Source organism: Burkholderia sp. BCC0419, from assembly GCF_902830285.1.
Classification (GTDB): domain Bacteria; phylum Pseudomonadota; class Gammaproteobacteria; order Burkholderiales; family Burkholderiaceae; genus Burkholderia.
In genome coordinates this window covers 158,501-182,437 of record NZ_CADESR010000003.1, presented here as the reverse complement: position 1 = coordinate 182,437, position 23,937 = coordinate 158,501, and the positions used below count along the sequence as shown (strand labels likewise).

Here is a 23,937-nt window from a genome sequence, read left to right as displayed (position 1 = left end):
ACGCGCGCCGTGGACATCGGGTGTTCATCGTGCGGCAAGGGTAGCCACTCCATTCAGTGACGGCCCTTTTTCGCAATCGCCCTCAGACCCTCCACGGCTTCCCGCGATGAACCTCGTTTTCTGCGGCAGCAAGGAAGTTTTCAATGATTCGTGCAACTTCGGTCGGCGCCTCCAGCGGTGCCAAATGACCGACACCAGGAAGAACGTGCATGGTCGCCTGCGGAATACGCGGCAGCAGTTCCATCCGTAATGTGGCCACGCGATCCACCTGGTCCAATTCCCCGGAGATGACGATCGTCGGAACGTCGATCGAAGCGACCGCTGCACTGATATCTTCGCGCATCGCTACGTCCGGCCAGGCGGCTTTGGCTTGCGGCGCAGCCTTCAGGCTATCCTCGATGACCATTTCGCGGCAGGCGGCGTCGAGCGGTCTGGCGGTAAGTACGTGGTCGATCACGAATTCGACCGACTCGCGCGATTGATAGGCGCCCGTCAGCGTCGCGCGTTCTTCCACGGAAAGCAGCATCGGTGACGGTGGGGATGGCGCGACGAGCACAAGACCTTGAAGCCCGGTCGGGCGTCGCGACGCGATGAACTGCGCGACCTTGCCACCCATGGAGTGACCGACGAGTACGTAGCGTTGCAAGCCTAAGGTCTTGATGATGCCCTCGGCGTCCGCCGCGAGATCGGCAATACGGTAGCCATCCGCTGGTGCATCCGACTTTCCCCAGCCCCGATGGTCAATGGCAACAGTGCGATATCGGCTTGATAACTGGTCTGTTACGCGTTGCCATGTCCGCGACGAGCCGCCGTAGTAATGCAGGAACACCAGGGCCGGCTCGCCCTGGCCGGCTTGGGTGACGTGGATTCGCGTGCCATTCACTTCAATTTCCATTTGCGCTACCTCTTCCCGGTTTGATGGGTGAATCGTAGCGTCGAGCCTGCAATTCGATAATTGCGCGTAGGGTGGCGGCAGTCGATAATGTCGTTATCGAATCAGGTTGATGCGAAATGGACCGATTGACCAGCCTTGGCGTGTTCGTCGCCGCGGTCGAAGAAGGCAGTCTGGCTGCGGCCGCGCGGCGCTTCGGGTTGTCGCCGGCGATGGCCGGAAAACACGTGAGTGCGATCGAGGCCCAACTGAATGCGCGACTTCTACAACGCACCACGCGGCGCTTGAGTCTGACCGATATCGGTCAGACGTACTACGCTCGCAGCAAGCAAATTCTGGAAGCGTTTGAAGACGCCAACCGGGAGGCGCACGATTCGCAACGCACGGCGCGCGGCGTTCTGCGAATTGCGGCGCCTGTCACGTTCGGTGCGATGCACTTGGGCGAGGTTACTGCCCGCTATCTCGAGGACCACCCGCAGGTCAATGTGGAAGTGCTTCTCGGTGACCGCTATGTCGACCTCCTGGAAGCCGGTATTGACGTCGCAATCCGAATTGGGAAGCTGCAGGACAACGGGCTCGTTACACGTCGCATCGCGCCATGTCGAATGGTCATATGCGCGTCACCCGCGTACATCGAGCGGCATGGAACGCCGCGTAGGCCAGGTGATCTGCTTCATGCACAGCGGCTCGTCTTCAGCGAAGCCGTCTCGGCCGGAGATTGGACCTTATTCGATGCGAAAAACCGGGCGCATGTTATCGAAGGACCCTGTCGAGTCGCTGCCAACAACACCCAAATGCTTCTGTCTGCCGCGTTGGCGGGCGCCGGCGTCGCGTACGGCCCGACTTTCGTCTTCGGGGAGCATGTGCGACGTGGCGAGCTCGTAGCACTACTGCCAAACTACCGAGCAACTGAGTTGACGATACAGGCGGTCTACCCGAGTGCACGGCGCATACCGCTTAAAGTTCGACGGTTCGTTGACTACCTGACCGCAGCGTTCGGTAACGAGCCGCCTTGGGATCGAAGTATGGAAGGGTAGGCGAAGCTGCTCGGCCGCTCGCGCGGGCAAGGCTTCTACCGCAAAATGCAATTGCGTTTCGACGAGATGCAGTGAGAGCCTTCACATGCCTTTGCGCTCGATGGGCGACTCGTTGTACGTCATGCTCCGAGTGCCGACATCAAATAATCGATCACCACCCGGACTCGCGTCGGTACGCGTCTACCGGCTGGATAGACGAGGTGAATTGCCATCCGTTCCGGCTGAAACTCAGGCAGGAGGACCTCGACTTGTCCGGTATCGATTTCCGCTTCGAAGAGCCATCGTGGCGCCTGAGCAATGCCGAGCCCATGCAGTACCGCGGCGCGCACCTGCTCTGCGTCACCTGTCAAGAAAGACCCCCGCGGAACGCGACGGACGGTTTCCCGTCCGACCTTGAACTGCCAAGGGCGGCGCTCGCGGTTTCGAGCGAAGACGACGCCAGTATGTCCGTCCAGATCAACCAGCCCGGTAGGCCTGCCTTTAGCCGCGATATAGCCCGGACTGGCCACGAGCAGCGATTCCGTCTCTGATAGTTTTCTCGCCGTCAGCGAGGAATCCACCAGTGGCCCATGGCGGATTGCCAGATCCAATCCTTCCCCGACCAGGTCGACCTGTCGCTCGGATACGGACAATTCGAGCGCAACGTGCGGATATTGTCGAAAGAACCCGGGAAGTAGCGGCGTCACGCACAGGCGGCCGTAGGCAGGCGCCGTCGTTAATCGAACCAGTCCTTGTGGTGCTTGCTGTTGCGTCCCGACCGATGACTCCAGCGAATCGAAGCCCTCCATCCAGGGCTTGGCCGACTCATAGAACGCGTGGCCCGCCGCAGTGATCACCACCTGACGCGACGTTCGCAACACCAACTGAGCGCCGAGATACGCTTCCAGCGCGGCAATCTGCTTGCTTACGGTCGGTTGTCCAATGCCTTCCTCTCGCCCTACGGCGGAAAAACTGCCGCATTCGACGAGTCGAACAAACAGGCGAATTGCATCCAGGCGATCCATGAGTATGTGTATCGATCCATTCTGTATCGGAATCGATGGTATGCCGGGAGGCTGCGTTTCGGCAACGGGCGTACTTGTTTAAGTTACCGCCTGTGCCGTTACCGCCATCACTGTTTACCGCTGGAGAAATGCGTCATGAAAGCGATTTGCGTGACCCCTGAACGCTCGTTGGAAGTACGGGATATCCGGCCGCCGGGCCGGCCAGAAGCAGGCCATGTGCTGATCGACATGGAGGCATCTGCAATCAACCATGGCGACAAGATATTTCTGCGTATGCGTGCCGACGATGGCAAAGCGCTCGCGGCGAGCCAGTACGACGTGTGGGGCGCTTCCGGCGCCGGGACGGTGGTGGCGACAGGCGCCGGCGTCCCCGCGCGTTATATGGGTAGACGCGTCGCTATCTACCGCTCGCTGAACCGTGGCTCGTACAACATCGGGCTTTGGTGCGAAACAGCGCAGGTGCCATATACGAGTTGCCTGATCCTGCCCGAACACGTCGGCGCACGGGACTATTGCGGGTCGCTCGTGAACGCGATGACGGCCTATGCGTTTCTCGAAACGATTGCCGAGGCTGGGCACCGGGGCGTGATTGCCACGGCGGGGAACTCGGCAACCGGGCTAGCGCTCGCAGCACTCGCCCGTCGGAGAAATATGCCGGTCATCTCCATGGTGAGGAGCCAGGCGGCGCAGGAAGCGCTGCAACGCCGGGGTATCGAGCATATCGTGCGCGCCGATGAAGACTTCACCGACACACTCGAAAAGCTGTCCGCCGAGCTTGGAACGACGGCTGTATTCGATGGCGTGGGCGGTGCGCTGACCGGCCAGATGGCAGCCTGCCTGCCGATGCGCTCATCGGTATATTTCTACGGCACGATGGCCGGATCGGTTCCGTTTTCCGTGTCGGCATCGCTTTTCATGATGAAAGATCTGTCGATGCAGCGTTTCAGCAATTTCGAGAGCCGAACGGTTAGAGAACATGAAAGGTTGGTGGCTGCGCTGAGTGCGCTCGAGGGCATGATCGGCGACCCCGTGTTCAGGACGCGCCTCGGTCAGGAATTCAGCTTCGATCTGATCGACGATGCCATGGCCTACGAATCCGTCGACGGACGAAAGGCGATCCTGATAAGCCAGTCGTGAAGCGTCAATGGGCCGTATCAGCTTGGTATCCGCTCCCTCGATGCGTGCCACGCTATAGTCGGGAAGCCAGCGTTTCGTGGAATCGAGAAGTCGGTGGGCGAATGTCCGTTCGGCGTAGCATCGGCCACTTGCCCCCCCGACGTTGCAAGCCCCGCGTTGCAACTGTCGTTACGGCTGCAAATTCGCGGCGAAGGTCCGGCCGACCACGCTCGAGATGAAGTCGATCACCGCGCGAATCGGCGGCGCATGCCTGAGATCGGCATGTACAACCAGCCAGATTTCACGAGAGAACGACTCCCCATCGAACGGCAGGCGTTGCAGATCAGGATCGCTGTCACCCATGAATATTGGCAACCCGGCTACGCCAACTCCCGTTCGGGCCGCCACCTGCTGCGTCGTGATGTCACTGACTTCGCAAACGATCGGGCGACCTTGAGCGATCGACTCGAGCCATTTCTGGTGCGGCATTTCGGCGAATTGCGCTTCATAGCCAATGAATGCCCAATCGGCGGGGGGGGACGCGTGCACATATTCGTGGCTCGCATATAGCCCGAACGTCATCTCACCAAGCTTGCGCGTGACGTTTTGTGGTTCGTCGGGGCGAGCGAGGCGCACCGCAAGATCCGCTTCACGGCGGCCGAGCGAGATTCGCTGCGCCTGACTGGCCATCGACAGCCGAATGCCCGGGTGTAATCGAGCGAATTCATGAAGGTGATTCGCGAAGAGGTTGTTCGCGAGCACCGGCGGCACGCTCAAGGTCACGATGCCGTGCATCGGCATGTGCTCCGCCAGCGCAAGGCGCTCGATCGCAAACGCGTGCGCTTCCATCTGCTCGGCGAATTGCAGAATCTGCCTGCCCGCCGACGTTGGTCGGCACGCGCGCGGCAATCTGTCGATCACACGTAACTGCAGTTCAGCTTCGAGCGCGCTGATGCGACGACTGACCGTCGCATGATCGATACTCAGTCGTCGCGCCGCGGCCGAGAGACTGCCGGTTTGCGCAACGGCAATGAAGCAGCGAAGGTTTTCCCAGTCGAACATCGGTGCATTTTCTCCGGGTTGCTGTGCGATTTTGCGGAATATTCGCACAGACCGCGATCCTCTACGCTTCGACCTTCCCAATTCAAAGGATTGTCGATGCCGTCACCCTCCAAACATCACGCGTTGCTGGTTCAAGTGGCGGCATGCCTCGGCTTTGTCGTCGTTCTGGTCGACGTCAGTGTCGTCAACGTCGCGCTCGACACGTTGCGGATCGCTTTCGGCGCGGACGTCACGGACCTGCAATGGGTCGTCAATGCGTATGCGCTCGTTTTCGCGTCGTTGCTGCTGATCGCAGGCGCACTGGGCGACCGGCTTGGTGCAAAGCATGTGTTCATCGCAGGCTACGCGATATTCACGCTGTCATCGATCGGCTGCGGCCTGACGCAATCCATGCGGGCGTTGATCGAGTGGCGTCTCGTCCAGGGAATCGGCGCAGCGCTGCTGGTGCCGAATTCGCTGGCCGTTCTGCGTCTGGCGTTTCAGGATACGACGGCGCGTAGCCGGGCGATTGGCTGGTGGGGCGCGGGCGGTGGTATCGCGTTGGCCGCGGGACCGCTTGTGGGCGGGCTGCTTGTCGCCGGGATCGGCTGGCGCAGCATTTTTCTGGTCAATGTGCCCGTTGGTGTTGCAGGCATCTGGTTGACATGGCGTTTCGCGCCTGAAACGAAAGCCCAACGTGGCAGGAGCCTGGACCTTCCCGGGCAGCTCACCGGTGCGTTCGCGCTGGCGGCGCTCACGTTCGCATCGACCGAAGTCAGCGCGCTGGGCTGGAGCAGTCCTCTTGTTCTCGGCGCGTTCGCGCTGTGCATCGGGCTGAGTATCGTGTTCATTCGATTGGAAGCACGCAATCCGGCCGCGATGCTGCCGTCCGCGTTGTGGCAGGACCGGACCGTCCGCAGCGCGACGGTTATCGGCATGATCGCGAATCTGGTCTTCTACGGCATTGTCTTCACGTTAAGCCTGCTCTTTCAGTCCGTCTGGCACATGACACCCGTGCGCTCGGGCGTCGCACTCTTGCCGATGATGGGTATTTTGATGCTGATGAACATCGTTGCCGGGCGACTGGCGAGTCGGCTAGGCGCGCGGACGTTGGCGACGGTCGGCTTGCTGATTTCCGCAGCCGGCTATCTCGCGATGTGGCCGGCAATCGCCGCGGAATCTTTCTGGCTGCTTGCAGTGCCGATGCTGCTCGCAGGAAGTGGCATCGCCCTGACGATTCCCACTATTACCGCTGCGACGCTCACCGCGGTGAGTAGCGCCCACTCGGGCGTTGCATCGGGATTGTTGAATGCTGCCCGTCAGGTCGGCGGCGTGATGGGCGTCGCGATATTCGGCTTCTTCGTTCGGCAGACAGCATGGGTGCCGTTCATGCACGGGATGGAGCGGGCATTGGTCGTTTCGGTGCTCCTGCTGGTGGTCGGCGCCGCAACGGCCTGGCGAAATCTGGGCCACACGCCGGCTGTGGCTCGAAGACAGAAGGGTCGTTCACCGTCATAAAGCTGATGATCGAGTGCCGGGAAGTCGTCGCACGAGTTGTGCCATGCCGGCCGACATGGCAGGATACCGCTTCGATCATGCGGGGCCGCGTGGTGCGTTACGGGAATAAAAAATGATGCTTTCGTCGCGATTGCGATGGTACGTGCTAACGACGGCGCGGGTGCTGCACAGGCACTGGCAGGCCCTATCCCTGAGTATCCTGCTGTTGCTGCCCACCATGCCCGTGTTTGCACAGTCCCGCCTCCTGGGCGCGCCCGTGCTCGCGCCTTTGGCTCCAGGGCACGGCTTCGAATGGCGGTTCGTCTGGGTGCATATGCTCGAAGCCATCGGCATGTTTTGGGTGCTGATCCAGCGTACGGCCATTAGCGGCGGCCCGTTCGCCGTCTTCGCCAAATCGTTGCCTGTTTCGGATCGGCGTCAGCGCACCCTGGATGCAGCCGTCGTGCTGATCGCCAGTACGCCGCTGCTGTTACCTGTCATTTCTGCGGCGATCGCGTTCGCTTACTTGCCGGACAAGGCCTCGAACTATCTGTACGTTACCGGTTTGATGACGATTACGCTTGGGTGGCAATTGGCCGTGCTGTCGCGCAATATCCGTAGCGGAACGCCGTTGGTGATTGCCAATTTCATTCTGATCGGCGCGCTGCAGACGGGTAGCACCGTGCGAACGACGCTGCTGGTGGCGTCGTTGATCATTGCTGCGTTCGCGTTGGTCCATATGCCTGCGGCATCCTCTTCGCATGCGAGGCAGTTCGGTACGACGTGGCGTCGACTGGCCGGTCAAATGTCCGTCAATGCGGCACGTTGGCTTCCGGCGTTCGTAAAGCTTCAGCTCGGCATTCTGGGGTTTCACTTCGCAGGCACCGTCAGCCGCTGCGTAGTCATGGGTGCGGTCGCTGTTTCCACTTGTTACGTGGCTCGCCTTTGGGATTTCGACACACGCGCCGTGCCCTTGACGCTGATCGCACAGGCCGTGATCGCGCTGATCGCGGCGGCGACCTATCGCGATTTGCGCGCGAGTCATGTTCGGGCGGCGCATTTTGTGCGATCGCTCCCACTGCGCGCGATTGTGCAGGTTCGTGCGGATGTACTGACGGTCGCCGCGATCGCACTGCCATTTGCGGCCGCCGCGCCACTGCTTCTGGTCGTGCACGGCGTCCTGTCGATACACGTCGCTGTTGCCATCGTATTGGCCGGGGCGCCGCTGCTTGTGCTGCTGCGTTTTCCACAACGCTATGCGCCGAGAGAATCCGTATTGCTCGGCGTAATACTCGCCGTAGTCTGGATCGTCGCCGCATGGCAAATCTTCGTTTGATCGACCTTACGATGCTTCGAATTGAAAACATCCGCAAACGTTATGGCGAGCGCGTCATATTCCACGGGCTGCATCACAGGTTCGGGGCGGGGTGCGTGGCGCTTTGTGACGAGAACGGTAGCGGCAAGTCGACCTTGCTCGGCATCCTGGCCGGGACCATCGATGCCGATGAAGGCGATGTCTGGATCAATGGTCATTCGCTACGTGAAGCGCCGCTCGACGCAAAGTCCTCGCTGGCGTACGTGCCCGACGACTGCATGGCGTATCCGTTCCAGACCGGCCGCGAGTTCCTCGAGCTCGTCGCGTCGACCAAAAAAACGGTAGTCGACCACGTCACGCTCGATCTGGCGCATCGTTTCGGGTTGGCGCCGCATCTGGAAAAGCGCTTCGAGCAGATGTCGCTCGGCACTCGCAAGAAGATTTTCTTGAGTGCCATCACACTCGGGAAAGCCTCGGTCGTCATTGCGGACGAGCCCAGCAACGGGCTCGACGCCGCTGCGCGCGGCGTCCTCATGGATCTGTTCCGCACACTGGCAAAAGATCGGGTGGTGTTCTTTTCGAGTCACGATCTCGAGTTCACGGAAGGCTGCGGTGCGAGAACAATCAGTTTTGCCGATCTGGGTGCGGGGGGTACTGCGCGCATCTGACTCGCCGGTCACGTTTCAGTTTCATTTCATCCTTCCATATTTTTCCGACAAGAACAGGTCATCCGGCCCGCGAGGCACCACACCGCGATTGAGAGCGGGGATGCCTAGGAAATAGCCTCTCGAAATCACGTCAAAGTTGGTCGTCAGGCAGAACGCCTCCTTTTGGTAAAGCCGTCGGACGTACCGCCAGATCCCGGAAAAGTCCCTCAGCCGATACTTGTGCAAGCGAAATGCAGTCGCGTAAACGTTGTCGTAACGGATCAGCAGGCTGAACAGCCACAAGTCGGCGATACTCAGCGCGTCGCCGGCCAGATACCGCTCATTGACCAGGGTCGCGTCCAGCCGGTGCAGGTAGTCGTAGACCTTGGCCACTTCGGCGTCGTACGAAGCCTGACCGTCTAGAAATCCTGACCGGTAGACTGCCGCATGCAGGTTGTAGAAAAGGTCCTGCTCGATCGCGACGTGATCGTCGCGGCGCATACGGGCGGCATTCAGCACGTCATCGTTACTGTCGTGTTCGCTGCCGAGGTCGAAGATGATCTTGTACGGCAACGTGTAAGGATCATTGCTGACTACCGAGTGCGTCTCCAGATCGACGAGCGCCGGCAATCGGTATTGCCGCGCGATCTGGACGATCACCGCGTCGGCCGCATCGAATGGCGTCCACACCAGCGCATTGGCGTCGTCGGACCGTGTATGCGACAGCTTGCCTTCCTCGACGCACAGGACGCCGATAGTATCGAGCAAACCCGCGCAGATAACGGCCAGCGCGAGTTTCTGCCCTGACGGCGCGACCGCCGAATAGACCAAGCTATAACGGTTTTTGCCGGCTTGCAGGCGACGCTCCATGAGCGGCGAACGAAAAATCTGCTGCGGTAGGATCGGCCCGCCGGGAATCCCCAGCACATAGCCTTCCGGTGGAAAGAAACAATCAGTTTTCATAAAGCGAGAATTGGTAGACGCCCTCGATCTCCAGCAGAAGGTCCGCACGACAGATGTCGGACAGTAAAACCGGAGCGAGATCCGCTCCCAGTGGGAAATGCTCACGAACCTGATCCGCCACGTAGCCCAGATCGCGCTCGTGCCGGACATAGATCTTCGCGGACTCGAAATGTCCGCCGCGGATCCGGCGGCCCTCGGTAATCAACTTCTGTCGGCCATTCTCGACCAGGGTTTCAATATTCTCGAACGTGATCTTCAATTGTTCGTCCACCGTCGAGCCGATGGTTTCGTGCGACCGGATACTCGCCGTTCCGGAGATGAAGAGGCGGGTCTCACCCACCAGCGCATGGATCGTGCCGCGCGCAAAGGACTAATTACATATTCACCGAATTCGTCGAAATGAGATTTCAGATTATCCATTCATGATTTGGTCATTCAAAATAATTTCGACATTTAAATCAATTCAGCCGTTCTTTCACTAAGATGTGACGCCGTACTTTGTCGCACGCGGCAATGTCTCGCCGGCGATGACTCGCTTGCAGACTTGAAATCAGGACGATGGGAAATGGCGGAACGTGAAAAGTGACCACGCCGGGTCGGCATGGCGCGAAACGTACCCTAGTGGGGCGAAAATCTTAGATCGGTTTATGCTGCGATTCCGGCGGGCGATTCGCATCAAATTTCGATTGACCCACCGTCGGCCGCACCGAAGCCGCGCTGAGCAGGTTCCGGTGCGGGAGCCCGGGTGGTTAGAAGCGATGCAACAAGCCCATGCGATAGACCATCTGGTTGGGTCCTGACGACGCTCCCGCCGACGCGTCCACAATCTGTGCTTCGTCAAAGCTGGTCCCGGTATGCGCGCTGACGACATGCTGCCACGCGCCTTGCAGATACAGCGAAGTGCGTTTGCTCAGGTCATAGTCGAGCATCAGGCCGATCTGGTGCCACTTGGGCACATATTTCGTGTCGGACGTGGACAGATGCGCCATGGTAAAAGTGTAGGCCGCTCCCAGCCACATGGCATGAGTGAAGTAGTACTGCGCGTTGAGTTCGAAGTTATCGAATTTCCACGCATTCCACGTCGCGCCATTCTGCAGGGTGGTATTGTCCATCCATGCATTGCCGCCGGGGTGATAGACATCGACATGGGACCACGCGACGCCGACGAGTACGTGGGTAAACTGGTATGAAGCGGCTACGCCGATGTCCTGCTGCGACGACCCGTTGAAGAGGTCGCCGCTGTTGACCGCGCCACCGGCCGCGAGCCCGGGATTGTTGAGCTTCAGATAGGACGCTGCCGCGGTCAGGTTGCCGTTCTGGTAGTTCAGCGTGGCGCCCCAGACGCGATTGTTCGAGAATCCGCCGGGCTGGTTGCTGAAGCCGTACATCGCTTCCGCGGTGAATCCACGGTATGTCGGGGTGACATACTTGACGGCATTGTTGACGCGGAAATCCCAATCCGTATTGTCATTATCGAACGGGTGGGTATTGATGTCGCCCGCCCAGTTGCCAGCCGCCGTGATACTGCCGAAGCCGAGCGCATCGACGCTGGTATCGTACTGGCGTCCGAGCGTGAGCGTGCCATACCGTGCAGACGACAGGCCCACGAACGCCTGACGGCCGAACATGCTCGAATCCTGACCCAGCTTGCCGTTGTTCACATTGAAGCCATTTTCGAGCTGAAAAATGGCCTTGTCGCCGCCACCCAGATCTTCACTGCCTTTCAAGCCCCAGCGGCTGCCAAATGTGTCACCGCTCGACATCTGCCATGCGCTATGACCGCCTGCGTTGCTCGTGAAGTTGAGGCCTTCGTCTATCAGTCCATATAGCGTGACGCTCTGTTGTGCGTGCGCCGTACCGGCGAGCAGGAGTGCCGGCGCGAATACGAACCAGGACAATTTCATCGCTTGATGTTTCATTTAGTTCCTCTGATTGTGTGGCTGGGTAGTCAGCGCGGAATGGCGCTGACTTCGGTGTCGTCCCGAAATGCGATCTCAGCGGACGGGGCAGTGTAGGCAGAGGGAAAAACGGTCGCCGCACCGCGCTTGGAAAGACAATCTTTCAGTAATCGAAAGTGTCATGCGCCGATCGATGTCACGCGGAAAGATGGGGGCTGTTGAGTTGCACTGCTATCGAACACTCTGCGATGTGTTGTTTTTATAATTTCCTCCGGTTGACATGAAAATTTTATTCCCGAGGAACCGGTAGCGCGTGCTGTCGACGATCGCGTCGGATCAACTTCACAAAAAAAACGCGCGCGGCCACGAGGCTCGCGCGCAAAGTCGGAGAACGGTTGCAGCGGACGATTCAGTTACCGCTCGACGCGACGGTATTGGCCGCCCCGGCACAATCGTGCTGGTACTTCTGCATCAGGCGCGCCTGCGCCGAATCGATATCGTCGGGATAGCTGCTCTCGTCTCCGGACGACGGGTTGTAGCCGACGGATTCCAGCTCGTTCAGTTCGTTGACGAGCTGTCGGTGGGAGACCTGGCCGTTCGTGTGCACGAACGGATAGTCATGGCATTGCGCCGACGTGAGCTTCGTCTCGGCATGCGCGGAGACGCTCAATGCGAGCATGGCGGCGCAGACGAGGTAACGGACGGGATGATTCATCTTCGGCTCCTGGATAGCGTTGGGTCGAGGCCGTACGGCAGGATGCCTGCGTCGGCCGCAGGACGAAGATTAGGGACAGCGGACTATCTAAACGGCAGCGCGATGATGAAACATGTTTTAGGCAAGCCCGGATCGGGCCATGCACGGGCTGCCGAGTGCATTGAAAGTTAAAGAATCCTTCATGCGCGTGTTCCCGGATAGTTAGGCGCAGCGGCGTATCGTCGAGCGATGGATCAATCGTTGCCGCGCACCGCGCGGTGCGCACTGGGGTATTGCAATGAAATTAACCGTCATGATGGCTGGACTGATTGCGCTGGTATGTTCGTCGCTGCCGGCGTTCGCGAAGGTTCAGGGAACAGGGCTCGCGATCGCCGATGTGACGCTCGCGCACGTGAAGGCCGAACATAGGGATCGTGCGATCGATGCCGCACGTGATCTCGCCTCGCATCGCGCGGACAGATCGGGCACACGATCGCACCAGGGCTGATTGCGCGTTGCGGCGTTCGGTACGCAGCCGATCGCAGCGGCTGGCGCGTGCCGAAGGCCGCGGTACGGCATCGTGTCGCAACGGCCCGCATGCGGAGGCGTTTCCACCTTCGTTGCAATGGCACGCCAGCCAGGGCCGACGACGACGGCCCCGCAGCGATGCTGCCGGACATGAAACTTTCTTCATGAAGCGGATGCGCATCTTTTACGCGTGCGCGTATAAGCTCGACTCGAGCGCGTTCTACCGTCGGGTATCGAAACGCAGACGTCCCTTCGATGAAGACGAGAATCGTAAATGGCATCATCAGCTTCCCCGGGTAACGAGCCGGCCCTGCCTGACAAGCTGGCCGAGGACAGTACGGCCATCGCGCGCGTACTCACGATCGAAGACGACGAAATCACCGCGAACGAAATAGTGAGGGAGCTGAAGGGGCGCGGCTTTACGGTCGAATGGGTGGCGAACGGGCGCGATGGCATGGTCCGCGCGCTCGGCAACGAGTTCGACGTGATCACGCTCGACCGGATGCTGCCGGTCGTCGATGGCCTCACGATCCTGACCACGATGCGCAGCGTCGGCGTGCGCACACCCGTGCTGATGCTGAGCGCGCTCGGTGATGTCGACGAGCGGGTTCGCGGGCTGCGCGCGGGGGGCGACGACTATCTGACCAAACCGTTCGATCCCGAGGAAATGGCTGCGCGCCTGGAGGTGCTGCTGCGTCGGAGCCACGCTGCACCGGCCGCGCTTGACACGACGCTGGCCGTCGGCCCGCTCAAGCTCGACCTGATCTCACGCAAGGTGTTTCGCGATGGCGAAGAAATCGTGTTGTTGCCGACCGAGTACCGCGTGCTCGAATACATGATGCGCAATGCCGGGCAAACCATCACGCGGACGATGTTGTTCGAGGCCGTATGGGGCTATCACTTCGATCCCGGCACAAACCTGATCGAAGTGCACATGGGCCGGTTGCGCAGGAAGATCGATCCACCCGATGCGAAGCAGATGATCCAGACGGTACGCGGGGCAGGGTATCGCCTTGGCTGAGTCGGCTACCGTGACGTCCGTCGCGGATCACGTCCCCGCGGCACCCAAGCGACGCTGGTACTCGAGTACGTTTCGGCTCGTGTCGGTCTATGCCGTCACGTTCTCCGTGTCGGTCATGCTGCTGCTCGGTTTCATCGCATCGGTGATCACGCACGACATGGAGCGGGAAACCGACACGGTGATCGATTGGCAGATGATCTACTTCGATTCGATACAGGACGACCAACTTCCCGCCGCGATCCTGCACCGGATCGAGCACGAGCGGATGCACACCAACTACTACGGACTTTTTACCGCGGACGGCAGGCATATTGCCGGCGATGTGCTGGCGTTGCCCGCCGGCATACGGCCGACCCGAAACGGCGTGACGCTCGATCACACGATGCCGATCGCGGGGGACCAGGTGCCGCCGGTCGTCCGCGCGATGGCGGAGCGGCGTACGAACGGCGACGTGCTGGTGCTCGGACGCGACCTCACGCATATCCTGCGGATCCGCGCGGCGATCATCCAGGCGCTGGTCGGCGGCGGGCTGCTCTGCCTTGGCGCGGGCGTCGTCGGCGGCTTGATGCTCAGTGTGCGGCAAATGCGGCGTCTGAAGGAGGTCCGGCGTATCACGCAGTGTATTGCGCAGGGCGATCTCGGCCAGCGGCTGCCGGTCGGCGGACACGACGAGATCGATCTGCTGTCCCATCTCGTCAACCATATGCTCGAGGAGATCGAGCGCCTGATGAATGAGGTAAAGGGTGTCTGCGACGGCATCGCACATGACTTGCGGACACCACTCGTACACGTGCACACGCTGCTCGCGCAGGCGGCGCTGCGTGCGGCGCGGTTCGACGATGCCGTGCTGGCGGGTCTCGTTTCGCGTGCGCGCAACGAGACCGACGTGTTGCTCAGTCGTTTCCGGGCGATGCTGCGTATCGCCGAAATAGGTTCCTTGCAGCGGCGAGGCGGATTCGCGGAGCTGTCGCTGGAGGATTTGATCATGGACGTCGGGCAGTTGTTCGAGCCGCTCGCGGACAGTCGTGCGATCCACTTCGTGCAGTCCGTCAACCCGGTCGCGCGGATTCACGGCGATCGCGCACTCCTGTTCGAGGCGCTGAGCAACCTGCTCGACAATGCGCTCAAGTACACGACGTCGGGCGATACCGTCCGCCTGGAACTGCATGACACGCCGTCCGGCCCACGCATCGACGTAATCGACAACGGCCCGGGCATCGCGGCCGACGAGCGCGAGGCGGTGCTGCGGCATCGCTACCGCAGCCGCCGTACCGGGCATCTCGCCGGGGCCGGGCTGGGCCTGAGCATCGTGTCGACGGTCGTCAACGTGCACGATTTCACGCTGCGGATAGGCGATGCCGAGCCCGGCACGCGCGTGACGATCGAATGTTGGCCGAAGTCGCTCGGATGATGGCCGTCCTGATAAGGCTGCACGTGTTTGCATATTTCAGCCGTGGGGCAAGTTGACGATGCGCGTCCTGCTCGTGACTTCGCCGCATCCGGAAGCGTCGTGGCTGCACAAGGCGCTGCAGGAAAGCGGGCATAGCCTGCAGCGCGCCGACGATCTGCGCGACGGCCTGTTCCTCGCGTCGCAGGAGGCGTTCGACGCGATCGTCGCGACCGCCTTCGAGCCCGGCAGCGATGCCGCGCTGATTGCGATGCTGCCGCGTTTCGTCGCCGACGGCGGCGGCGCCGCGCTCGTGGTGCTGATCGGCGAGGCGTCGGCGCGCGAACGCATTCATGTGCTGCGCGCGGGCGCCGATGCGTGTTTCGGCGCACCGTATTCGTTCATCGAGCTGAACGAACGCCTGCAGGCGTTACGGCGGCTGGCCGGGCCGCGCGATGCGGACCGTTCGATCGCGGCAGCGTCCGCGTTCGAAGCCCTGGCGCGCGAACTCAAGGACGGCAAGCTGCGCGTCGCCGTGACGCACCGGGAATTCCTGTTGCTCGAATGCCTGATGCGCCATCCGAACGCGCCGGTGCCGCGCGACCAATTGATCCGGTATGTATGGCAGGACAAGGAGGATGTCGATCCATCGAGCGTCAATCTCGTGGTGTCGCGGCTGCGCCGCAAGCTCGCGCGGCATCTGCCCGACGTCCGGATCGATACGGTGAGCCGCTACGGCTACCAGGTGACGCTGCCGGACGCATGAACGCGCGGCTCCGGCCACGCAACGGACATGACGGGCGCGCTGCCGATGGCGGCGCGCCCGTCATGTCCGTTTACGAGCCGAAGAACGGTACGCAGAAGTCGGGCGGGCCGACACAATCGCCGGGGCCGTCGGGCTGCGCGGCGGCACAGCCGGACAACACGACGCCGGCAGCAATCGCGACGAGTGCGATACGGGCAGAACGAGCGAGCAACGGACGAAGCTTCATCGATGGCGAGCAATTCGGTGGATGGGGGGCGTCGCTGCTGGCGGCGAGAGCGGCACGGACGGCATGAGCCGGGCGCCGTTCGCGGCCGCACGGTCGAGCGCATCAATGCGAGTAGAGCGTCGAGTTCAGGTACTTGAGCTGCCCGTCCTGTTCGGCATGCACGAGCTCGGCATGGACCTCGGCGCGTGTCTTCTCGTGGATCGGCTGGCCGTAAGGCGGCACCCACTGGCCGGCAGCCTGAGTGCCGGGCGCGCCGTCCTTGGTGGCGGCCGGGGACATCTGCATCGGCTTGCCGGTCAGTGCAAACGCGGGAACGGACAGCGTGCCGATGGCGGCGAGCAGGGCGGCGGCGACGATATTGGCGGTCTTCATGTTGGGAGTCCTCATGATGATTGACTGGGTCGATCCCCCGGCGCGGCGTGTCGGTGTCGCGCACGGGTTGAGGACAAGCATAGAGGACGGACGTTAACGGATCGGCATACGCAACGTGAAAAGAAATTCATGCGCCGGCGTGCATTCGCGCAGACATGAAGCCGGCATGTCGTGAAGATGAAGCAGGTTTCATTTTGCGGGCCGTTTCGATAACGGCGCTGTCATGCCCGCTGCCTAAATTGTGCGCCATCGCATCGCGCACGAGCGGCCCTGCCACACGGGCCGGCGATGCGAGCAGACCGATCCACTCTAATGAAACCATCATGAAGAAATATCTGGCAATTCCGGCGGCGGTCGCATGCCTGCTTGCGAGCGCGGCGCATGCGCAGAGCAGCGTGACGCTGTACGGCACGATCGACGCGGGCCTGGACTACATCAGCAACCAGAAATCGGCCGCGGGCGCGGGGCCCGTCTACGGTGTCCAGAGCGGCAACGTCAGCACGTCGCGCTGGGGGTTGCGCGGCAACGAGGATCTCGGCGGCGGCCTGGCGGCCGTGTTCACGCTCGAGAACGGCTTCAACGTCGCGAACGGCAAGTTCGGCAACGGCGGCGACGAGTTCGGCCGCCAGGCGTGGGTCGGCCTCGCGAGCCGCCAGTGGGGCACGGTCACGCTCGGCCGCCAGTACGATTTCCTGGTCGACTTCGTCGCGCCGCTGTCGGCGACGGGGTCGGGATTCGGCGGCAACCTCGCCGATCATCCGTACGACAACGACAACCTCGCCAACGATACGCGCATGAACAACGCGGTGAAGTTCCGCAGTGCGGACTACGGCGGCTTCACGTTCGGCGGCGCGTACGGCTTCAGCAATCAGGGGGGCGGGTTCAGCAACGACAACGCGTACAGCGTCGGCGCGCAGTACGTGAACGGCCCGGTCGACCTCGCCGTCGCGTACCTGCAGTCGAACCAGCCGGGCGGCGTGAACACGCCGAAGAACACCGGCGGTTCGCTGAGCAGTTCGGACGGCGATGCGATGCTGGCCGGCGGCCGCTGGCGCACGTTCGGCGCGGGTGCGCACTATGCGTTCGACCATGCGACGGTCGGTCTGGTCTATACGAGAACGATCCTGAACGATCCGCGCGAACTGTCGCAAGGCGGTTCGTACGGCACGGTGAACGGCCAGTTGCTGACGTTCAGCAACTACGAACTGAATGCGCGCTATTTCCTGACGCCGGCCTTTTCGCTGGGCGGCGCCTATACGTTCACGCAGGGCCGCTTCGACGATGCGGGCCGCAGCATCGCGCCGAAGTGGAACCAGTTCATGCTGCAGGCCGACTATGCGCTGTCGCGCCGTACCGACCTCTATCTGGAAGGCGTGTACCAGCGCGTGACGGGTGCGGACGGCGTCGAGGTGCTCGGCAACGCGGGGATCTTCAACCTGGCGGCATCAGGCAACGATCGTCAGGCCGTGGTTGCGGCCGGCATCCGTCACAAGTTCTGAGTGGCCGGGCTGGCGTAAAAAAACGGCACCCGTCATCGCGACGGGTGCCTTGAAAATGCGACACGCCTCGTACATGTCGCAAGGGGTTCAGTTCGCTGAACGGGCCGGCATCGCGGCCGGTGCTTGCGGACCGGATACGGCTTCATCCGTCGACCACCCGCCGCCCAGCGCGGCGATCAACCCCACCGCCGCCAGGTGCCGGCGCGTGTCCAGCGCCAGCATCGCGACCTTCGTATCGAGTTCGGTGGTCTGCGCCGTCACTACGTCGAGATAGCTGACGACGCCGTCCCGATAGCGCGACATCGACAGCTGCAACGTGCGTTCGGCCGCGTCGAGCGCCTCCTGCTCGCGATCGGCTTCGTCGCCGAGGTGGTGCGTGAGTGCGAGGTTGTCTTCCACCTGCTGGCACGCATCGAGCACCACTGCGCGGTATTTCGCGCCGTTCTCGGCCAGCTGTGCGTGCGCCTGGTCGGTGAGCGCCTGGCGCCGGCCGCCGTCGAACAGCGTCAGCGCGAGGCTGGGCCCGATCGACCAGATCTCGTTCGGCGCGCTGAGCCAGTGGCCGAGGCCCGAGCTCTGGTAGCCGCCGACCAGGCCGAGCGTGATGTCGGGGAAGAACGCCGCGCGCACCACGCCGATCTTCGCGTTGGCGGCGGCCATGCGCCGCTCGGCGGCCGCGACGTCGGGACGCCGTTGCAGCAGCGTCGCGGGAATGCCGGTCGGGATCGTCGGCAGATACGCCGCGTTCAGGTCCGGCGTCAGCGAGAACGACGATGCCGGTACGCCCGTGAGCGTCGCGATCGCGTGCTCGTCAAGCGCGCGCCGCGCCCGTACGTCCTCGGCCGACGCGCGGGCCGAATCGAGCTGCGTCTGCGCGCGCGAGACGTCGAGATCGGACGCGATGCCGCCCGCGTGCCGGCTCATCGTCAGGTGCAGCGCGCGCTGGTAGGTGTCGATCGTGTCGCTCAGCAGCTGTTGCTGCTGGTCGAGCCCGCGCAGGCTGAAGTACGCGCTGGCGAGGCTGGCCTGCAGGCTCAGCCGCACCGACGCGAGATCGTCGGCGCTGGCCTGTGCGTCGGCGCGCCCGGCCGCGACTTCGTTCCGGACTTTCCCCCACAAGTCGAGGTCGTAGTCGAAGCCGGCGTCGAGTGTGTTGTTGCCATAGACGTTCGGCTGGTTCGAGCCGCGTAGCGGCCGCGTGGCCGATTGACGGTTGCTCGAGACCTGCGCGCCGAGGCCGATGGTCGGGAACAGCCCCGAGCGCGCCTGATCGAACAGCGCGGCCGCTTCGTCGTGGCGAGCCACGGCCGCGGCCACGTCGGGGTTAGCCGCGGCCACCCGTGCTTCGAGCCGGTCGAGCACGGGATCGCGGAACGCCTTCCACCAGCCGTCGCGCGCGATGCGGTCGGCCGGCTTCGCGGCCTGCCAGCCGCCCGCTTCCTTGAAGCTGGCCGGCAGCGCCGTCTGCGGTGCGTGATAGGCGGGCGCGAACGAGCACGCGGAGAGGAACGCGACGCCGGCGAGCATCGCGCAGAGCCGAAGCCGGTTAGCCATTCGCACGCTCCGTATCGTGCGCGGCCGACGCGACGGTGCGGGCCGGCGCCGCGAGCCTGACCGGGTCGCCGGCGGCAAGCGAGTCGGGCGGGTTGTCGATCACGCGATCGTCCGGCGCGAGGCCGGTCGCGATCTGCACGTGCGTGCCGAGGTCGGTCGCGATCGTCACGGGCTTGAATACCGCGCGATTGTCCTTGCCGACCACGGCGACCTGCAGGCCGGCCTGCCGGAAGATCAACGAGCTGGCCGGAATCGTCAGAACGTGGGTGCTGCCGGCCGGCAGCGCGAAATGCACTTCGGTGTATTCGCCGGGAATCAGCTTGCCGTCGGGGTTGTCGACCATCAACTGGACGAGCAGCGTGCCGGTCGAATCGGCGATCGAGTCGTCGGTGTCGGCGAGCGTCGCCCGGAAGGTCTCGCCCGGATGCTCCGGCACGGTCAGCGTGGCCGTCATGCCGGGCCGGATCGCGGCGGCCTCGTTCTGCGGCACGCTCACGTAGACGCGCATCCGGTGTACGTCGGACACCGCAAACAGCTCCGGGCCGGCGCCGCCGCCGGCCGAGATCAACTGGCCGATGTCGGTCTTGCGCGCGGTGACGACGCCGTCGAATGGCGCGACGATGCGCTTGAATGCCTCGAGCGCGTCGAGGCGCCGCACGTTGGCCTCGTTGGCCGCGACGATCGCCTGCTTGGCCGCGAGGTCGCTGGTCTTTTCGTCGGTTTCCTGCTGCGACACCGAATCCTGCGCGAGCATCCTGGTCCAGCGCGCGGCCGTGGACGCCGCAAGCTTCTCGTTGGCGAGCGAGCTTTGCAGGTCGGCGCGTGCCTGCTGCAGTTGCTGGTCGAGCTCGGGCGTATCGATCAGCCCGAGCAGTTGCCCCGACTTCACGTGCGCGCCGATATCGGTGTACCACGCGCGCAGGTAGCCTGACACCTGCGCATGGATCGGTGCGCTCTCGAACGCGGACAGGTGGCCGGGCAGCACGAGCGTTGTGCTGTCGCCGCCGGTCGACGGCGTGTACGCGACCACGGTCGGCACCGCTTGTTCGGCGGACCAGCTGGTCATTTCCTGTTTCGCGTGCGCGCGGCCGATGATGCCGGTCGCCACGATGCCGACCGCGATCAGCGCGGTGATCGTGGCGACGAGCTTGAGGTTGGGCAGCCGTTTCGGCGACTTGATATCGATCTCAGTGGACATGGGAAGCTCCGGACGCGGAAGGGGAGGAAGCGCGGGAAGCGTCGTGCTTCAGCGCGTCGCGCCGATGCACGAGGCTGAACACGACAGGAACGAAGAACAGCGTCGCGATCGTCGCGCACGCGAGGCCGCCGATCACGGCGCGGCCGAGCGGCGCGTTCTGCTCGCCGCCGTCGCCGAGGCCGAGCGCCATCGGCGCCATGCCGATGATCATCGCGAGCGCGGTCATCAGCACCGGGCGGAAGCGCGTGAAACCGGCTTCGAGCGCGGAGGCCAGCGCGTTACCGGTTTCGGCCAGGCGCTCGCGCGCGAAACTGACGACGAGGATCGAGTTCGCGGTGGCCACGCCCATGCACAGGATCGCGCCGGTCAGCGCCGGCACCGACAGCGGCGTATGCGTGGTGAACAGCATCCAGACGATGCCGGCCAGCGCCGCCGGCAGGGCCGAGACGATCACGAATGCGTCGGCCCACGAGTGGAAGTTCACGACGATCAGCAGGTAGATCAGCACGATCGCGCCAACGAGGCCGAGCAGCAGGCCGGCGAACGCGCCGTTCATGGTCTGCACCTGGCCGCGCAGCGTGACGGTCGAGCCCTTGGGCAGATCCTTCGCGGTGGCCTTGACGATATCGTCGATATCGGCCGCGACCGCGCCGAGGTCGCGCCCCTGGGTGGTCGCGTAGATGTCGAACAGCGGTTCGATGTTGTAGTGCGACACCACCGCGTTGCCGACGCCGCGCGTGATCGTGGCCAGGCCGCCCAGCAACTGGGACTGGCCATTCGCGCCGGTGACCGGCAGGTTCTGCAGCGCCGACAGCGTGGTCATCCTGTACTGCGGCGTTTGCGCGACGATCGGATAGGACACGCCGTTGTGCGGGTTGAGCCAGTAGGTCGGGTCGACCTGACTGGTGCCGGCCAGCGTCGCGACCACCGAGTTCGTCACGTCCTGCTCGGTGATGCCGAGCTGGTCGGCGCGCGTGCGGTCGACCGTCACCGTGAACTGCGGATAGGTGCTGGCCTGCTGGATGCGCGGGTCGGCGACACCGGCGATCAGGCGCAGCTTGCGATACAGCTCGTGCGCATAAGCAAGGTTTGCCTGCTGGTTGGGGCCGGCCACCTGCAGGTCGACCGGGGCCGGTGCGCCGAAGTTGAGGATCTGGCTGACGATGTCGGCGGGCAGGAACGAGAACGTAGTGCCCGGATAGGCGCGCGGCAGGCGTTCGCGCAGCTCACGCACGTAGTCGGCGGTCGGCGCGTGATCGTGCGACAGCGAGATCAGGATGTCGCCGTCCTGCGGCCCGAGCGTGCCGCTGTTGTTGTAGGTCAGGTTGATCCCACTGTTCGGCAGGCCGATGTTGTCGATCACTTCGCGCAACTGCGCGGGCGGGATCACGCCGCGAATCGTGTTCTCGATGCGGTCGAGCTCGGCGGCGGTTTCCTCGACACGCGTACCGACCGGCGCACGCACGTGCAGCGCGATCTCGCCGGAATCGATGGTCGGGAAGAAATTGCGACCGAGCCACGGTGCCAGCAGGAAGGACGCCGCCACGATGCAGAGGAAGGCGACGACGAACGGCTTGCGGCGCGTGAGCGCGAGGCCCAGCAGGATCCGGTACGACCCGCGCACGGCCTCGAATCGGCGCTCGAATGCACGCTGGAAGCGCACCAGCGGATTGCGCGACGGCGGGACGTCGTGCGCGCCGGCATGGCCCGCGTGCGGATCCATGACCGCGGCCAGTTCGCCCGATGCGTGACCGGCCGATGCGTGCGGCTTGAGCAGGTATTGCGCGAGCATCGGCACGAAGGTGCGCGACAGCACGAACGACGACACCATCGAGAAGATCACCGCCTTGGCCATCGGCACGAACAGAAAGCGCGAGATGCCGTCGAGCATCAGCATCGGCACGAACACGATGCAGATGCACAGCAGCGAGACCAGCGCCGGCATCACGATCTGTTTCGCGCCGTCGACGATCGCGATGCGCGTGTCCTTGCCCTGTTCGAGGTGCCAGTTCACGTTCTCGATCGTCACCGTCGCATCGTCGACCAGGATCCCGACCGCGAGCGCGAGGCCGCCGAGCGTCATCACGTTCAGCGTTTCGCCGGTGGCCGCGAGCAGCGCGATCGCCGAGAGCACGGCCAGCGGGATCGATGCGGCGATGATCAGCGTCGAGCGCCACGAGCCGAGGAACAGCAGGATCATCAGCGAGGTCAGCGCGGCGGCGATGATGCCTTCGCGCGCCACGCCGCTGACGGCGCCCTTCACGAAGGTCGACTGGTCGCCCATCGTGACGAGCTTCAGGCCCGGCGGCAGCGTCTGTTCGACCAGCGGCAGCTTCGCCTTCACGCCGGCGATGATGTCGAGCGTCGATGCCGAGCCGTTCTTCAGGATACTCATCAGCACCGCGCGGTGGCCGTCCACGCGCACGATGTTGCCCTGCGGCGGGAAGCCGTCGCGCACGTGCGCGACGTCGCGGATGTAAATCGTCGTGCCGTCGACCGACTTGATCGGCAGGTCGTTCAACGCGTCGAGCGAGAGCGGGCTGTTGTTGAGCTTGATGTTGTATTCGAAGCGGCCGATCTTCTGCGTGCCGGCCGGGATGATCTGGTTCTGCTGCGCGAGCGCGTGCGCGACGTCCTGCGCCGACAGCCCTTTCGACTGCAGCGCCTGCGGGTCGAGGTCGATCTGCACTTCACGTGCCTTGCCGCCGTACGGCGTCGGAATCGCGACGCCAGGCACCGACAGCAACTGCGGTCGAATGAAGTTGACCGCATAATCCTCCAGCTTCTGTTCGTCGAGCGTGTTGCTGGTCAGCGCGATCTGCAGCACGGGCACGGTCGACGCGTTGTAATTCAGGATCTGCGGCGGCGTGGTGCCGGGCGGCATCTGCTTGAGCACGGTCTGCGAGATCGACGTGACCTGCGCGGTCGCCGTGCGGATATCGACGGTCGGCTGGAAGAAGATCTTCACGATGCCGTAGCCGCGGAACGATTGCGACTCGATATGCTGGACGTCGTTGACCGTCGTGCCGAGCGTACGCTCGTAGTACGTGATCACGCGTCCGGACATGTCGTCCGGCTGCAGGCCGGCGTAGTTCCAGACGACGCTGATCACCGGAATGCGGATGTCCGGGAAGATGTCGATGGGCGTTCGGACTGCCGCGAGCGGGCCTGCGATCAGGATCAGCAGCGCCAGTACGACGAACGTATAGGGCCGGGCGAGCGCGAGCCGGACAATTTTCAGCATGAGGTGCTGCTCCGTTCAAAATCGTCGTAGAAGAGCCG

General features: G+C 63.1%; 21 protein-coding genes. 9 read left to right on the top strand and 12 right to left on the bottom strand.

What is annotated here, in order from left to right; all coding sequences use genetic code 11:
- Positions 1-82: 82 nt before the first annotated feature.
- On the bottom strand, positions 83-895 hold the full coding sequence (locus tag HWW87_RS19065) for an alpha/beta hydrolase (protein ID WP_175821645.1): 813 nt from the start codon (positions 893-895) through the stop codon (positions 83-85).
- 116 nt (positions 896-1,011) lie between these two features.
- Between HWW87_RS19065 and HWW87_RS19060 the strand changes: the two genes are divergently transcribed.
- A complete protein-coding gene (locus HWW87_RS19060; RefSeq protein ID WP_175821644.1) occupies positions 1,012-1,929 on the top strand; it encodes a LysR family transcriptional regulator in 918 nt (305 codons plus the stop codon).
- Between the two features lie 119 nt (positions 1,930-2,048).
- On the opposite strand, the gene HWW87_RS19055 is transcribed toward HWW87_RS19060, so the two are convergent.
- Positions 2,049-2,933 (bottom strand): LysR family transcriptional regulator, encoded by an 885-nt coding sequence (locus tag HWW87_RS19055; RefSeq protein ID WP_175821643.1) that lies wholly within the window; start codon positions 2,931-2,933, stop codon positions 2,049-2,051.
- Between the two features lie 135 nt (positions 2,934-3,068).
- On the opposite strand from HWW87_RS19055, the gene HWW87_RS19050 reads away from it, so the two are divergent.
- A complete protein-coding gene (locus HWW87_RS19050; protein WP_175821642.1) occupies positions 3,069-4,070 on the top strand; it encodes a zinc-binding dehydrogenase in 1,002 nt (333 codons plus the stop codon).
- A gap of 168 nt (positions 4,071-4,238) precedes the next feature.
- Here the strand turns inward: HWW87_RS19050 and HWW87_RS19045 are convergent, their stop codons facing one another.
- Positions 4,239-5,111: a LysR family transcriptional regulator gene (locus HWW87_RS19045; protein ID WP_175821641.1), complete on the bottom strand. Its 873-nt coding sequence runs from the start codon at positions 5,109-5,111 to the stop codon at positions 4,239-4,241.
- Positions 5,112-5,207: 96 nt separating this feature from the next.
- Here HWW87_RS19045 and HWW87_RS19040 point away from each other — a divergent pair, with 96 nt between their 5' ends.
- The 3 genes from HWW87_RS19040 (at position 5,208) to HWW87_RS19030 (ending at position 8,570) form a co-directional block, all read left to right on the top strand.
- The gene (locus HWW87_RS19040) at positions 5,208-6,608 is read left to right on the top strand and encodes an MFS transporter (RefSeq protein WP_175821640.1); all 1,401 of its coding nucleotides are present in this window, start codon (positions 5,208-5,210) and stop codon (positions 6,606-6,608) included.
- A 112-nt stretch (positions 6,609-6,720) separates the two neighbouring features.
- Positions 6,721-7,923 carry a hypothetical protein gene (locus HWW87_RS19035; protein WP_175821639.1) on the top strand — a complete coding sequence of 401 codons (1,203 nt, stop codon included), beginning with the start codon at positions 6,721-6,723 and terminating at the stop codon, positions 7,921-7,923.
- Positions 7,924-7,934: 11 nt separating this feature from the next.
- Complete coding sequence (locus HWW87_RS19030; RefSeq protein WP_175822107.1) at positions 7,935-8,570, top strand: ABC transporter ATP-binding protein; 636 nt, start codon at positions 7,935-7,937, stop codon at positions 8,568-8,570.
- A gap of 21 nt (positions 8,571-8,591) precedes the next feature.
- Here the strand turns inward: HWW87_RS19030 and HWW87_RS19025 are convergent, their stop codons facing one another.
- The 4 genes from HWW87_RS19025 to HWW87_RS19010 all read right to left on the bottom strand — a co-directional run bounded on the left by HWW87_RS19025 (position 8,592) and on the right by HWW87_RS19010 (position 12,125).
- The gene (locus HWW87_RS19025; protein ID WP_175821638.1) at positions 8,592-9,512 is read right to left on the bottom strand and encodes a glutathione binding-like protein; all 921 of its coding nucleotides are present in this window, start codon (positions 9,510-9,512) and stop codon (positions 8,592-8,594) included.
- Complete coding sequence (locus tag HWW87_RS19020; protein ID WP_175821637.1) at positions 9,502-9,852, bottom strand: hypothetical protein; 351 nt, start codon at positions 9,850-9,852, stop codon at positions 9,502-9,504. The genes HWW87_RS19025 and HWW87_RS19020 overlap by 11 nt, the downstream gene beginning before the upstream one ends.
- 409 nt (positions 9,853-10,261) lie before the next feature.
- Positions 10,262-11,431: a porin gene (locus tag HWW87_RS19015; RefSeq protein ID WP_175821636.1), complete on the bottom strand. Its 1,170-nt coding sequence runs from the start codon at positions 11,429-11,431 to the stop codon at positions 10,262-10,264.
- 388 nt (positions 11,432-11,819) lie between these two features.
- The gene (locus HWW87_RS19010) at positions 11,820-12,125 is read right to left on the bottom strand and encodes a DUF4148 domain-containing protein (RefSeq protein WP_175821635.1); all 306 of its coding nucleotides are present in this window, start codon (positions 12,123-12,125) and stop codon (positions 11,820-11,822) included.
- An 850-nt stretch (positions 12,126-12,975) separates the two neighbouring features.
- Between HWW87_RS19010 and HWW87_RS19000 the strand changes: the two genes are divergently transcribed.
- The 3 genes from HWW87_RS19000 to HWW87_RS18990 all read left to right on the top strand — a co-directional run bounded on the left by HWW87_RS19000 (position 12,976) and on the right by HWW87_RS18990 (position 15,806).
- Positions 12,976-13,653, top strand: coding sequence for a response regulator transcription factor (locus HWW87_RS19000; RefSeq protein ID WP_175822106.1), 678 nt, complete (start codon positions 12,976-12,978; stop codon positions 13,651-13,653).
- 79 nt (positions 13,654-13,732) lie between these two features.
- A complete protein-coding gene (locus tag HWW87_RS18995; protein WP_244107317.1) occupies positions 13,733-15,064 on the top strand; it encodes a HAMP domain-containing sensor histidine kinase in 1,332 nt (443 codons plus the stop codon).
- A gap of 58 nt (positions 15,065-15,122) precedes the next feature.
- Positions 15,123-15,806: a response regulator transcription factor gene (locus HWW87_RS18990; RefSeq protein ID WP_175821632.1), complete on the top strand. Its 684-nt coding sequence runs from the start codon at positions 15,123-15,125 to the stop codon at positions 15,804-15,806.
- A gap of 70 nt (positions 15,807-15,876) precedes the next feature.
- Here HWW87_RS18990 and HWW87_RS18985 read toward each other — a convergent pair whose 3' ends face one another.
- Both HWW87_RS18985 and HWW87_RS18980 read right to left on the bottom strand, forming a co-directional pair.
- On the bottom strand, positions 15,877-16,017 hold the full coding sequence (locus HWW87_RS18985; protein ID WP_175821522.1) for a hypothetical protein: 141 nt from the start codon (positions 16,015-16,017) through the stop codon (positions 15,877-15,879).
- 117 nt (positions 16,018-16,134) lie between these two features.
- Complete coding sequence (locus tag HWW87_RS18980; RefSeq protein WP_175821631.1) at positions 16,135-16,404, bottom strand: DUF4148 domain-containing protein; 270 nt, start codon at positions 16,402-16,404, stop codon at positions 16,135-16,137.
- Positions 16,405-16,727: 323 nt separating this feature from the next.
- Here HWW87_RS18980 and HWW87_RS18975 point away from each other — a divergent pair, with 323 nt between their 5' ends.
- Complete coding sequence (locus HWW87_RS18975; protein ID WP_175821630.1) at positions 16,728-17,903, top strand: porin; 1,176 nt, start codon at positions 16,728-16,730, stop codon at positions 17,901-17,903.
- A gap of 87 nt (positions 17,904-17,990) precedes the next feature.
- Here the strand turns inward: HWW87_RS18975 and HWW87_RS18970 are convergent, their stop codons facing one another.
- Genes HWW87_RS18970 through HWW87_RS18960 form a run of 3 tightly spaced genes read right to left on the bottom strand, consistent with a single transcriptional unit; the run spans position 17,991 to position 23,899 of the window.
- Positions 17,991-19,457 (bottom strand): efflux transporter outer membrane subunit, encoded by a 1,467-nt coding sequence (locus tag HWW87_RS18970; RefSeq protein WP_175821629.1) that lies wholly within the window; start codon positions 19,455-19,457, stop codon positions 17,991-17,993.
- Positions 19,450-20,655: an efflux RND transporter periplasmic adaptor subunit gene (locus HWW87_RS18965; RefSeq protein WP_175821628.1), complete on the bottom strand. Its 1,206-nt coding sequence runs from the start codon at positions 20,653-20,655 to the stop codon at positions 19,450-19,452. Before HWW87_RS18965 ends, HWW87_RS18970 begins: the two co-directional genes overlap by 8 nt.
- Positions 20,645-23,899 (bottom strand): efflux RND transporter permease subunit, encoded by a 3,255-nt coding sequence (locus tag HWW87_RS18960; RefSeq protein ID WP_175821627.1) that lies wholly within the window; start codon positions 23,897-23,899, stop codon positions 20,645-20,647. The genes HWW87_RS18965 and HWW87_RS18960 overlap by 11 nt, the downstream gene beginning before the upstream one ends.
- Between the last annotated feature and the right edge of the window lie 38 nt (positions 23,900-23,937).

Coding starts and splice junctions, on each gene's coding strand:
- HWW87_RS19065 (WP_175821645.1), bottom strand. CDS start 895: ATGGAAATTGAAGTGAATGGCACGCGAATCCACGTCACCCAAGCCGGC.
- HWW87_RS19060 (WP_175821644.1), top strand. CDS start 1,012: ATGGACCGATTGACCAGCCTTGGCGTGTTCGTCGCCGCGGTCGAAGAA.
- HWW87_RS19055 (WP_175821643.1), bottom strand. CDS start 2,933: ATGGATCGCCTGGATGCAATTCGCCTGTTTGTTCGACTCGTCGAATGC.
- HWW87_RS19050 (WP_175821642.1), top strand. CDS start 3,069: ATGAAAGCGATTTGCGTGACCCCTGAACGCTCGTTGGAAGTACGGGAT.
- HWW87_RS19045 (WP_175821641.1), bottom strand. CDS start 5,111: ATGTTCGACTGGGAAAACCTTCGCTGCTTCATTGCCGTTGCGCAAACC.
- HWW87_RS19040 (WP_175821640.1), top strand. CDS start 5,208: ATGCCGTCACCCTCCAAACATCACGCGTTGCTGGTTCAAGTGGCGGCA.
- HWW87_RS19035 (WP_175821639.1), top strand. CDS start 6,721: ATGATGCTTTCGTCGCGATTGCGATGGTACGTGCTAACGACGGCGCGG.
- HWW87_RS19030 (WP_175822107.1), top strand. CDS start 7,935: ATGCTTCGAATTGAAAACATCCGCAAACGTTATGGCGAGCGCGTCATA.
- HWW87_RS19025 (WP_175821638.1), bottom strand. CDS start 9,512: ATGAAAACTGATTGTTTCTTTCCACCGGAAGGCTATGTGCTGGGGATT.
- HWW87_RS19015 (WP_175821636.1), bottom strand. CDS start 11,431: ATGAAACATCAAGCGATGAAATTGTCCTGGTTCGTATTCGCGCCGGCA.
- HWW87_RS19010 (WP_175821635.1), bottom strand. CDS start 12,125: ATGAATCATCCCGTCCGTTACCTCGTCTGCGCCGCCATGCTCGCATTG.
- HWW87_RS18990 (WP_175821632.1), top strand. CDS start 15,123: ATGCGCGTCCTGCTCGTGACTTCGCCGCATCCGGAAGCGTCGTGGCTG.
- HWW87_RS18980 (WP_175821631.1), bottom strand. CDS start 16,404: ATGAAGACCGCCAATATCGTCGCCGCCGCCCTGCTCGCCGCCATCGGC.
- HWW87_RS18975 (WP_175821630.1), top strand. CDS start 16,728: ATGAAGAAATATCTGGCAATTCCGGCGGCGGTCGCATGCCTGCTTGCG.
- HWW87_RS18970 (WP_175821629.1), bottom strand. CDS start 19,457: ATGGCTAACCGGCTTCGGCTCTGCGCGATGCTCGCCGGCGTCGCGTTC.
- HWW87_RS18965 (WP_175821628.1), bottom strand. CDS start 20,655: ATGTCCACTGAGATCGATATCAAGTCGCCGAAACGGCTGCCCAACCTC.
- HWW87_RS18960 (WP_175821627.1), bottom strand. CDS start 23,899: ATGCTGAAAATTGTCCGGCTCGCGCTCGCCCGGCCCTATACGTTCGTC.